This is a genomic window from uncultured Muribaculum sp., assembly GCF_910583865.1.
In the GTDB taxonomy this organism is placed as follows: Bacteria; Bacteroidota; Bacteroidia; order Bacteroidales; family Muribaculaceae; genus Muribaculum.
The window spans coordinates 22758-34869 of sequence record NZ_CAJTYX010000030.1; the positions used below are offsets into that span (position 1 = coordinate 22758).

The following is a 12112-nucleotide window of genomic DNA, read 5'->3' on the forward strand; positions in this document are numbered from 1 at the left end:
TTAGTCGTGAAGGTTGCGTGAACGTAGATAGTCGAGCAGCAGGACGGGACGGTCGGTCTGTATGATGGTGGCGCCCATGTCGACGAGTTTGCCGTAGATATCGGCGGGATTGCCGTCGAAGGCCGCATCGTCGTCGAGTCCGCCGTTGAGGCTCTCCCAAAGGGAGTTGACCCATAGTTTGGAGGGCTGTGCCACGATTGCCTGCATGCATTCGGTGACTTCGGGTGTGAGCCTGTCCCAGCACACCTCATAAGCCAATGGCACGGTCTTGGTGGCCATATACTCCTTGAAGAGCACCTTTCCTTTGGACTTGAGGATGTCGATGATGGGCATGTACATCATGTTCTGTCGATGTGAGGCCATCTTTTCGGCTACTGTTTTCACAGGCTTTTTGCCTTTTATGAGCAGTTGGTCGGTCATGCCGAGCGAGTCGGAGATGGGGAGTATGAGGTCGTAGTAGTCATATCCCTTGTCGATATTGATCACGATACGGTCTTTGCACAGTTCGAGGGCATCACGTAGGGTGGGCATTTTGTGTTTCGTGCGTACTCCGTGACCGCTTTTGAGGTTCACTCTCGCGATTGAATCATATGTGATGTCGGCGATAAGTCCTTTGCCGGATGTGGTACGGTCGATAGTGCGGTCATGGCATACGACCAACACGCTGTCCTTGGTGAGGGCGAGATCGATTTCAACGATGTCGGCTCCCATGCGTATTACGCTTTCTATCGCGGCGAGCGAGTTTTCCGGGTAGTTGCGCCAGTCGCCTCTGTGGCATGCCACGAGCACTTTCTTTGATGACGGGTCATGCATCTCTTTCACGATGGTTTCCGCACGGTTGGCGCCCATCATGGCCGAGACGGCCGTGAGGATGAATGAAATTGCAAGAATTGCTTTTTTCATGTTTGTCGGATTGGTATAAAATAGGGTTAAAAAGGTAAATATTGAACTATATCGGCCCGTTCACCGGCAATGTTGCTGTATGATTGGCTCATGGCGCGGGCGGACAATACTAATATATGATTCGGAATCCGCGACTGAATGTCCCTTAGGTGACAATCCGGTCCGACATGCATATGGATGGTGCATGGGAATGTTGTCCGCGACATGCTATATAATATAGGAAACTTCACCCCGGGAAAAATACCAATGCCCGGGGTGAATTTAATTATTTTTAACGAATTACCAGTTCAGCACCCTGACTTTGTACACGTCCATGTCCGGGACCTTGATAGTCGAGGTTTCTTTGGAGGCGGTGTAGTCGGTAGAGTAGCGGAGAGTCTGTGTCGACCAGCTTTGTGTGCCTTCCGGCTTTGTTGCATCGGTGTACCACAGTTCGGAGGTGGCGGGATTGTAGTTGAGCGACTTGATCTGCGTGGAGGCTGCGAAAAGCGGCATTTCGGTGAAGCTCTCGGTGTTCATGTCGAAAAGGTATGCTTTCACTCCGGCCACCACCAGGGTGTTGGCATCGGCAAGGGTGATGTCGTGCACGCTGCCCTGCGGTGTATTGATTGTCTTTTCGAGTTTGAGCTGCGGGTTTTCCGTGTCCCAGTCCAGAAGGCTGTAGACCTGCAGCTGGTTGTGGCCGGCGGCATAGAGGCGCTTGTTGTTTTCGCTCCATACCACACCGTGGGCATATTGCAGTGTATAGCGTTGCAGCACGGTGTTGGGCTTGGCGATGTCGTAGAGCTGCACTTGATGGTGGTTGGAGCTGGATCCGTCGGAGCAGGCGACCACGATACGGTTGCCGGGGAGCAGTTCCGCAGAGTGGGCGTTGGCGGCCTGTGTGGTATGGAAAAGTATATTCTTGGTCTCGCGTTCGAGGAGCACGCACCAGTTGTAAGAACTCGTCACGAGAATCTTAGAGCCGTTTTCCACAGGCTTGCAGTCGTCGATATGGTCGCAACGCGATGCTGCCACGTCAAGTGTCTTTGCTGCATCCTCCGCATTCCATGTCCATTCGAGTCCGCTCTTGTAGCTTCCACCCATGCACTGTGCCACATTTATTATGTGCACCTTGTCGGTGCCGCCGATAAGCAGATGCGGGGGTTCGCTGTCGGAAGCGTCGGATGTGTAGAGGATTTCTCCGGACATTAGTTTCGCCGGGTCGTTGGAGACGACATTGAACGAGTGGCCGGCAGAGGTGTTTACGGTTATCGTGTATCCGGCCGAGAGCGATACTGGAGCGAGCTGCAATGCTACCTTTATGCCGTCGAGCGTGCAGTCGGCTGCCGTGGGGAGGGTGACGCGGACAGAAGGCTCCGATGCGTTGATAGCCCATGTGTCTGCATCGATGGTGATGTGACCGGCGATGTTCTCGCCACCGTTGGCTCTCACTTCCACGCTTTCTACCGAATAGTTGCCTCGGGCCACGTTTACCATCATCAGCGCGGAGAACTGCGACAGCGATATGTCGCAGCCTTCGTATGATGACAGTGCCTGGCGGTCATGACCGAGGAGCAGTGGTGTGATAGTGCCGTTCTGGGTGGCCGGTATGTCGAATTCCACTTTTCCTGCGCCGACGGTCACCGGTGCGTCAACAGGCCAGTAGCTTACTACGGTGGCCGCTCCCGGAGCTTTCACCGTGAAAAGGAAAAGCGAGGATGTCTGGCCCGGACGTATAGGTGTAGCCGTGTAGGAACTTCCGTCGGAGGCCAGGCGCAGTATGGCCTTGTCGCCGGCGTTCCACTTCAATTGCGTGAAAGCTCCGTTGGCATCTATATAGCGGTTGAAGCCGATGTTGACTTTTGCGGCGCGTTCTGTCACCGCATTGAAGTCCTTGTCATCGTCATCGGAGCATGCCGTGGCCGAGAAGGCCAGGCATGCGCCGACGAGAAAGTTTATTATCATTGAATTTCTGTCGGAAAACATGTTTGAATGTGTTTTGATGTATGTGACGGAGATTATTTGATGCAGCACGAACCACAGGGATCGCCGCCGTGGGTCGACCATCCGGGAGCACGGTCGTAGCCGAATCCTATGCCCACGAGCTTGCCGTTGACACCCTTGTCGCCGACAAGGGCGCTGTAGACAACCCCGTTGAGCAGGTTGTTGCCACCCATCTGCTTGTCGGCTCCGTCGGCATCAGAGCCGATGCGGCTGTCGGAGATGACGCCTCCTGTAGGGCTGAACACAAATAGTTTGTTGCCTTTCTGGCCCGAGGTGATGTAGAAGTTGCCTTCGGTGTCGACGCATGGATGCGAGTAGTTGAACGCATTGTTGCCGTCAAGGCCTTTATAATTCCATTTCTCGTTGAGTTCGCTGTCGAAGCAGTATGCGTAGCTGTCTTTGCTGCCGACGAACACGTCGCCGTTGGGGGCTACGACAGGTTCATACATGTTGTTTGGGCTTGCGCTGGTACATATCTTGCTGTCGATGAGCACTGTATGGTCGATGATGTCAATCTTCGACATGCAACCGTTGTTCTGCGGCACATATACAGAGCGTTTGTCTGCCGCAACGGCGAATCCGGATATGTCGGTCATCTTCTTTCCGATGGTAAGCTTGGCGACTTCCGCACCGGTGTCGGAGTTGAGGAAGAAGATTGTGGTACCGTTTGTGCCGACCACTATCTCGCTGCCGTTTACAAGGAGTCCGGCGCATTGTGTGCCGAGACTGACACCCCATTTCTTCGAGCCTGAGGCTGTATCTATGGCGAAAACGTTGCCTGCACGGTCGCCGATGTAGACTATGGTGCCGGCGGCGTTGACGGCAGGTGCTGCTGCCTGCATCGACTGGGCCTCGGTGAAAGTCCAGCGTAGCTGGCCTTCGGGGCTTACGCAGTAGAACTGACCTGCGGTCTGTGTGCCGAAATAAATGTCGCCGTTTACGGGATTCACGGTGAGCATGTTGTAGCTGCCTGATTTGGCGGCGGGAATATATTCCCATTTTTTCTCGCCCGACATAGTGTCGAACGCATATAATGCTGTGATCTTGTTGAATGTGATGATGTACAGCATTCTGCCATCGGGAGAGAATACGGGGCATGTGCCTTTGAAGCCGTTCCAGTTGGAGCCGTCCTGCACCCAAGCGTCCCACGATACTGCATATTCGCGCACGTTGATTCCGATGCTCCATTCGCGCTTCACGGTGCCGATCTGTGCCGACAGCTTGACGGTATGGTCGCCTGAAGATGTGAACGCGTAGTCGACCTCGTCGCCGCTCTTGACGATATCGCCGGGGAAGGTCCATGTGACGTTGGCGGCATCGGCGTAGGCCTCGCGGTTGAAAGTGAAGTGTACGGGCATTCCTATCGCTGTATTTTCCGTGCTTACGAAGTATGGTATGGCCAGTGTAGGCATTGCCTTGGCTATGGCAGGCTCGGAGTCGCCACGGTCGTATGATGCCGTGAGCGTGAATGTGTAGTTGATGTCGTTGGTCAGGTTATCGACGGTGACAGTCTCGGCATCAGGTGCGAGATCCATCCTCTTGGTGTCGGCGGGCGCGTTGTCGGCGAAATAAGTGAGTGTATATCCTTTGACAAGCATCGACGGGCGTGTCCATGTGAGCGTCACGCTGGCATTGTCGCCTAAGGCGACGAGGTCGGTGACCGGGAAGCGCGATGTCGATGGCTTGGCGATAGCGGTGACCGCTCCCGAGATAAGATTGCCGTAGACGGCCTGTATGTCGAGCGAATACTGGTAGTCATTTACGAGCGAGCCTATGGTGTAGGTGTACTCGCTCAGTTTGCCTGTGCGGAAGGATACCGTTTCCGATTCGGGAGTCTTGTAGGAGATGATGAAGTCGGTGGGGTTCCAACCCTGCGGCATGCTCCAGGTTACGACGGCTTCTTCGTCGCCCGGTACGGCCTTGAGGTTCTCGACCTGCGGACGCGCGGCTCCTGCATCGACCACCTCGTCGTCCCAGCATCCTGTGAGGGCCGCCAGCATGATGGCGGACATCATTATGTTGATCAGTTTTTTCATTGTGTCGGAAATGATGGATTATGAGTTATATCCCGGGTTCTGCCAGAGGATTGAAGCATCGTTGACAATCTCGATCTGTGCGTTGGGGATGGGGAAGAGGAGGTTGTGCTCGTCGAGGCGATAGCCGAGGGCGCGCATCGTGGGTATAGCGAGGCCGAGGCGCACGAGGTCGAACCAGCGGTGGCCTTCGAGGGCGAATTCGCGTGCGCGTTCGTCGGCAAGCTCCTGGATGAACTGTTCGCGGGATGTTATATCCGAAGTGGTAAGCTCGGTGAGTCCGGCGCGAGCACGTGTCTTGTTCAGCCAGGGGAGCGCATCGGCAACGGAAGTCTCGCCGGCAGCCTCGGCATACATCAGGAAGATGTCGGCATAGCGGAGCAGGGGGAAGTCGTTGCCCACGTGGGTGTTGTAGGTGGCGTCGTATTCGTCCATCCATTTGTCGAGCACGTAGACGCTGCCCACTTTATTGTAGTTCCAGATGAGCGGACGGCGATTGTCGTCGGTGGAGTAGAGGTCACGGATCAGTTGCGTGGGCGCCTCGATTTCGGCATACTTGTTGGTCTTTTGAGAGTACCAGTAGCCGTGTCCTTCGCCGTTGCTCTTCTCGTAGTGGAGCACGAACAGCAGCTCTTTGTTGAACTTCTTGTTGACATCGACGGCATCGGCGGTGGTGGGCATCATTCCGAAGTTGGAGTTTTTCATCGCTTCGTCGAGAGCCGTCTTGGCCTCTGCATGGTGCTTGAATGTGAGATGCACCTTGGCAAGGAGCGCCCATGCCGCAGTGTTGGCCACACGGGCTTTTTCGATACCGGGCTTGTCGGGGAGCAGCCCTGCGGCTTCGGTAAGGTCGGATGTCAGCAGTGAATACATCTCCTGCTCTGTGCAGCGGGGCACATTCTTGGACTCGGCCGGAGATACTACGGTGCGGCTCACAGGCACCACGCCGAAAGCACGGTAGAGGTTGAAGTAGAACCATGAGCGGATGAACAGCAGCTCACCGCGATACTGGCGGTAGTTGGGGAGGGATTCTTTTCCGTTGAGATGGTCGAGCACGTCATTGCAGCGGTATATGCCGTTGTACCATGTTTTCCACACCTTGGCGAGGATGCCGTTGGAGGGTACGTCCTGGAAATGGTCGAGGTCGTAGCGGTCTTGTGTAGATGTGGCCATGGCCAGCAGCCGCGACTCGTCGGAGCGGTAGGCAAGCTCGTTGATGAAGTAGCCGCTTTCGCCCTTTACCCTGTCGTAGCAGCCACGCACTGCCTGATTGAAGTCATCGTCGCTCTGGTAGTGGTTGGCTTCGGTAATGTTGTTGGATGGGTATTGCTCGAAGAAGCTGTCGCCGCACGATGTGAACGCTGCTGCGCACATGAGGCAACCTGCTATATATAAATGTTTTGGATTCATCTTTCAGTATATGTATGATGGATGGGACATGTGTTATAGGCTGAAGTTGAGTCCGAAGGTGACTGTGCGCGGCAGCGGGTAGGAGCAGTAGTCCTCGCCCGGGGTGAGGGCGTCGTCGTTGCGTTTGTTGACTTCGGGGTTGTAGCCTGTGTAGTTGGTCCAGGTGAAGAGGTTGGTGCCCTGCACATAGACGCGGAGGTTCTTCACCCCTATGCGCGACAGGAGCTGCTTGGGCAGCGTGTAGCCGAGCGATAGGTTCTGGAGGCGCAGGTATGATCCGTCCTCGATGTGGAATGTCGACGTGCATGAGCCGTTGTTGCCTGTGGACTTGCGTGTAACCTTGTTGAGCTCGCCGTAGGGGAATCGCTGCAGCGACTCCTTCATCATGTTGGACGATGCCTCCATGTTGAGCAGGTAGCGGCGTTCGAGGTTGAGGATCTCGTTGCCGTAGACGCCCTGGAAGTTGGCGGCGAGGTCGAAGCCCTTGTAGCCGAGCGTGAGGCCGAAGCCGTAGTAGAAATCTGGCTGGTAGTTGCCGACGATGGCGCGGTCGGCGTCTTTCTCAAGTATGCCGTTGCCGTTGGTGTCTACGAAGCGGAAGTCGCCGACCTCGGCCGAGGGGAAGTGGGGATAACTGTCGAGTTCCTGCTGGTTGTGGAAGATGCCGTCCTGTATCATCAGGTAGTAGCATCCGACGGGCTGGCCCACACGTGTCAGATAGTACGAACCGGCATATGAACCGTTCTTGATTATGTCGGCATCGCCGTCGCCGAGGTGGAGCACCTTGTTGCGGTTGAGCGACCAGTTGGCGTTGAACGCATAGGAGAAATCGCCGAAACGGTGGTCGGAAGCAAGCTGTAGCTCTATACCTTTGTTCTGCATCTCGCCGATGTTGATGGTCGACGTGCTGAATCCGGATATGTCGGGTACAGGGACTTCAAAGAGCATATTGGTTGTCTTTGTGTAGTAGGCGTCGGCGGTCAGGCGCAGGTAGCCGTTGAGGATGTTGAAGTCCACGCCGACATTGTACTGCGTGTTCTTTTCCCAGCCGAGTTCGTCGTTGGCTATCTGTGTGGGGTTGATCATCGACTGCAGCCCGTTGCCGAGGTCGGTCATGCCGGCACCGTATAGCGCGAGGTAGGCGGAATTGCCGATTTGGGCGTTGCCGGTCTGGCCTACTGATGCGCGGAGCTTGAGGTCATTGAGCCAGGTGACATCGCGGAGGAACTTCTCGTCGCTTACGCGCCACCCGAGCGAGGCGGCGGGGAAGTAGCCCCAGCGCGTCTTGGATGCGAAGCGCGATGATCCGTCGCGGCGGATGGATGCCGACACCATATAGCGGCCCTGCCATGAATACTGCGCGCGGAACAGCCATGAGGCGAACGTGTAGCTGTAGCGGTTGTCGTAAGTGTCATCCTGGACTATGGTCTTGCCCTTTGTGGTGCGTATCTTGTCGTCGCCGGGAGTTCCTATGGCGTAGATCTGTGATGTGCGGATGGTCTGTTTCTCGGCCTCGTAGACTGCCACGGCGTTGATGCTGTGGTCACCGAAGGTGCGGTTGAATGTGATCTGGTTGGTGAGCGTCCAGTGGAAATAGCTGTTGCTCCAGTGGCGTGCCAGAGGGGCGGTGGGCTTGCCGTGGTAGTTCATGCCGTTCTCCTCTATGTAGCTCGGGCGGTAGTAGTCGCGGGTGTAGCTGTAATAGTCGCCGCCGGCGGTGAGCTTATATTCAAGACCCTTGATGAACTCATAGCCCACGTAGATGTTGCCCATGAGGTTGATTTTGTTGCGCTTATCATCGATTTCGTTGGCGAGCATCACGGGGTTGAGGCAGGTGTTGTACTGCGTGTCCCACGGGTCGAGGCGCAGCAGGCCGTTCATGTCCTGGTTGTAGGAACCGTCGCGGTTGTAGACGGGGAATATCGGGGCGCTCTGGAGGGCACATGCGATTACACCGTCGTGGTTGTACTGGGCGTTCGCGTCGACGAAGTTGGTCTCGGAGTAGGAGGGGGAGAAGCTGATGCCATACTTGAAATGTCCGCGTGTGCCGTCGATATTGGCGCGTGCGCTGAAGCGCTCGAAGTCACTGCCGATGATGGTTCCCTCCTTGTAGAGGTATGAGCCGCCCACGTAGTAGCGTACGTTGGGTGTCTTGCCTGATACGTTGACGGAGTGCTTGGTGGATAGGGCCGTGCGGAATATCTCGTCCTGCCAGTCGGTGTCGGTCAGCGTGCCGGTGGTGTCATGCAGGTATGCATCGACGATGGGATTGACGCGCATGTAGCTCGACGGACGCTGGTCGTAGGGTGTCCCTATTGTCGCGCCGGGTGTCTGGCTGAGGTATGCGCCGTCGCGCGCTTCCTTGAAGAGGGTGGCGAACTCGTAGGCGTCGAGCATGTCCATCTTCTTCGACACGCGCGACCAGCCTACCTGGCCGTCGTAGGAGATGGTGGGCTGCTCGTCTTTGCCGCGCTTGGTGGTGACGATGACCACGCCGCACGAGCCGCGCGAACCGTAGATGGCGGCTGCCGATGCGTCCTTCAGCACCTCAAGGCTCTCTATGTCGGAACTTTCGATGTTGGCGAAGGCGCGGGCGTCGGAGGTCACGCCGTCGATCACGTAGAGCGGGTCGTTGCCGGAAGTCGCCGACTGGATGCCTCGTATGCGTATCGACACGTTGCCGTCAGGCTGTCCGCCGAGAGTGAGCACCTGGACGCCCGGCATCTTGGCGGCCATGGCGTCGCGGAAGTCGCTTGTGGGTGTCTTGGCGAAGTCCTCGGCCTTTATGGAGGCGATGGAGGTGGTCACGTCACGCTTGTTCTGCACGCCGTAGCCCACGACCACCACGTCGTCGAGCATCGTTGCCTGCGGCTGTATGTTGAAGTTTATGTCGTTCTGTCCGGCGGCAAGCTGTTGCTCTTCGGCCTTGTAGCCTACGTATGACACTACGAGTGTGGGGCGTGCGGTGGCCACGTTGAGGGTGAAGTTGCCGTCGATGTCAGTGGCCACGGCCTCCTTGGTGCCTTTCACCGTTACGGTTGCCCCGATTACCGGTTCGCCGGCTTCGTCGAGAACTTTTCCTGAGATTTTGCGGCGTGCGGTAGCTTTTCCGGCATCGTCGCTATGTGTGGTGGCGCCACGTGTGATGACTATCTTGTTGCCTTCGATGTCTACCTTTGCGCCCGGGATGGCTTCGGCCACTATCGAGGCTATGGGGCGGTCGTCGGCCTTTATGGTGACGCGCTTGTTTGAGCTGATGTCATCATCGGCGTAGGCAAACGTGTAGTTGCTGTTGGCCTCGATGGTGTGGAGCAGCTCTTTTACGGTGACGTTTTTCACGTCGATGCTTACCGTCGGCGCTGTGGCGGCTAAGGCCGGCACCGAAGCAGCACAGAAAAGCATGGCCGGAAGCGTGTGCCGCAGCATGCCTTTCATTACGCTATTTGCTGTCATAAGTAAGATGTAGGGTTAGGGGGATAATTAAGGTGTCGATTGGTTTAATTCCCACCGCCGGGAGGGGTGGAGGAGGGTAGGGTGGAATGGGGACGTGTCAGCTGCGCCGGCGCGAGGGGCGTATGGTCACATTGTTGCCCCGGCTCTGTATCTCAATTGGGAGCAGCAGTTGCAGCAGCCTGGCGGTCTCTTCGAAGGTCTCACCCCCGATGGTGAGCGACAGGCGCTTTTCCATGTCTATTCCGGGAGCTGCGTCGATGCTGACGGCGTAGCGGCGCTCGATGTTGGTGAGTATGTCGGCCAGACGGCGGTTGTCGAACGTGAGCTTGCGTGCCATCCATCCGCAGTAGTTCTCGCTTTCGGTCTGGGTTACCGATATCTCGGTCATGCCACGGCGGCGGGTCACGATCTGGTCAGGCTCCATGGCTACGGCCATGTCATGTCCGATACCTATTATGCTGACGCTGCCGCGGCGCAGGGCTATCTGTACGGGAGCGAACGGGTAGTTGATGGCGTCGAATGCCGTTCCGGTCACTTCCACCTGCAAGGAGTCGAGCGCCACGCTGAACGGGCGGCCGGTGTCGCGGGCCACTTCGAAGTAGGCTTCGCCGGAGAGCTTCACCTTGCGGTCGGCGCGGTTGAAGTCGCCTGTGTAGGTGAGACGGCTGTCGGAGTTGAGCCACACCTCCGTGCCGTCGGGGAGGATGTGGTGGCCGGTCGAGCCGGGAGCGGTCACCAGCAGTATCTCCTGCGCCATGCTTTCGCGGGTGGTGGTCAGAAGCCGCGAAGCGAACCATCCTGCCGTGAACACCGCCGCTGTCATTGCGGCTGCCACGATTGGCCGGCGCATCCATGTCGCGATGCGGTGGCGTCTCGTCGGCGAGAGAGCGGCGGCACCGTTGTCTATATGATGGAGCAGGCGCTGCAGTCCGTCGAGCGACAGCTCTTCGGGATTGTCAGGAAGCTCCGACCATATCTCGAGCATGGCCTGACGCAACATCGGGTCGTTTTCGTGGTCCAGCATCCATCGTGTGAACTTGCTCCTTAGCTCCTCCGGGAGGTCGGGACGGCAGAACACACCTTCAAGCAGGCGACGGCATTCTGACAACTGAAGTGGCATGACGATTGGTGTGACAGGTAGTTATTGACGTGCTTTCTGGGTGAGGGTATAGGTCACAGTGTAGGTGCCTCCTGCAAAGAGCACCTTGCAGGTGCGCGCCTCTGCATCCGGATTTGCCTCATAGGTGAGTATGGTCTCGTAGATTCCTTTCTCCGTGCCGGAAGCAGGGGTGGCTTTCACCCAGTCGCTCTGCGGAGTGACCGTCCAGCTGCGGTTGGTGATCAGTGTGACTCCGATCTGTCCTTCTGTGGCGTCGACAGTGCTCTCCGTGGTGTAGAGATGCATGCTGTCAGGCCCGGGCGCCGGATCATCGTCGCTGCATGCCGTCAAAGCGGCGATACATAGCAGGGATAGCATCCCCTTGGTCAGCGTTTTCATTTGATGTAGGGTTATAGATTTAGTTAAGAAATGTTTGATTGTTTTAAGATTGGTGATTTATATGCATGACGTGCGGGGACGGCCATTACCCTAAGGCCTCCTGGGAAAATATTGTCATATTTTTTGTTAATCTATATGAACAGACAGATGAGGTGGCTTATCTTGCGCAGACGGGCCAGTGCCTGGCTTATGTGGTATTCGACCGTCTTGCGGCTTATGCCGAGTGCCGTGGCGATCTCGTCATAGGTCATATGGTCGAAACGGTTCATGGTGAAGATGCGGCGCCGCTGCTCGGGCATCGACTGTATAGTGAGGTGCACGAGGTCGAGCAGGTCGGCGGTGGCGATTTTTTCTTCGGTCTCGGAGGAGGCCTCCTCCGACTGATATATGGCGCGCGCCATATATTCCTCCGCTATGCGCCGGTGGCGGAATATGGAGAATATCGCGTTGCGCGTCATGCGGAACAGATATGCCTTCAGCGACGCTATGTCGGTGATGTCGGCACGTTGCTGCCAGAGGGTCACGAATACGTCGTGGGTCACGTCGTCGGCATCGCCTTCGTTTTGCAGGAATCCCATGGCGAAGCGCCTTACCCGGCCGGAATAGCGCATATACAGCATTCCAAGCGCGCCTGAATCGCCGCGCTGTATCAGACTGAGCAGTTCGGAATCACTGATATCCATGGAATAAGATGGAAAGGTTGGTTTATGCCGGGTCGGAGAGACGGGGTTTGATTACGGAATATTACTGTCCGCTAAACTTTAGAGGGCGATTGAGGACCGATTCCATTTGCAGGAGTCGGTCCTTTTAGTTTAGTTTGTGTTCGCCA

General features: G+C 56.6%; 8 protein-coding genes. All 8 read right to left on the bottom strand.

The features are described from left to right. The 8 genes from QZ303_RS07715 to QZ303_RS07750 all read right to left on the bottom strand — a co-directional run bounded on the left by QZ303_RS07715 (position 1) and on the right by QZ303_RS07750 (position 11966). Complete coding sequence (locus tag QZ303_RS07715; protein ID WP_295731348.1) at positions 1-903, bottom strand: glycerophosphodiester phosphodiesterase family protein; 903 nt, start codon at positions 901-903, stop codon at positions 1-3. Between the two features lie 279 nt (positions 904-1182). Next, a complete protein-coding gene (locus QZ303_RS07720; protein WP_295731350.1) occupies positions 1183-2850 on the bottom strand; it encodes a DUF6528 family protein in 1668 nt (555 codons plus the stop codon). A 53-nt stretch (positions 2851-2903) separates the two neighbouring features. Then, entirely contained in the window at positions 2904-4925 is a 2022-nt protein-coding gene (locus QZ303_RS07725; RefSeq protein ID WP_295731352.1) for a fibronectin type III domain-containing protein, read from the bottom strand. 18 nt (positions 4926-4943) lie between these two features. Continuing rightward, a complete protein-coding gene (locus QZ303_RS07730) occupies positions 4944-6332 on the bottom strand; it encodes a RagB/SusD family nutrient uptake outer membrane protein (RefSeq protein ID WP_295731354.1) in 1389 nt (462 codons plus the stop codon). A gap of 33 nt (positions 6333-6365) precedes the next feature. Further along, entirely contained in the window at positions 6366-9785 is a 3420-nt protein-coding gene (locus tag QZ303_RS07735) for a TonB-dependent receptor (protein ID WP_295731356.1), read from the bottom strand. 97 nt (positions 9786-9882) lie between these two features. Next, positions 9883-10905 carry a FecR family protein gene (locus QZ303_RS07740; protein WP_295731358.1) on the bottom strand — a complete coding sequence of 341 codons (1023 nt, stop codon included), beginning with the start codon at positions 10903-10905 and terminating at the stop codon, positions 9883-9885. A gap of 21 nt (positions 10906-10926) precedes the next feature. After that, positions 10927-11283 carry a BACON domain-containing protein gene (locus QZ303_RS07745; RefSeq protein ID WP_295731360.1) on the bottom strand — a complete coding sequence of 119 codons (357 nt, stop codon included), beginning with the start codon at positions 11281-11283 and terminating at the stop codon, positions 10927-10929. 131 nt (positions 11284-11414) lie between these two features. After that, on the bottom strand, positions 11415-11966 hold the full coding sequence (locus QZ303_RS07750; protein WP_295731362.1) for an RNA polymerase sigma-70 factor: 552 nt from the start codon (positions 11964-11966) through the stop codon (positions 11415-11417). Positions 11967-12112 lie beyond the last annotated feature (146 nt).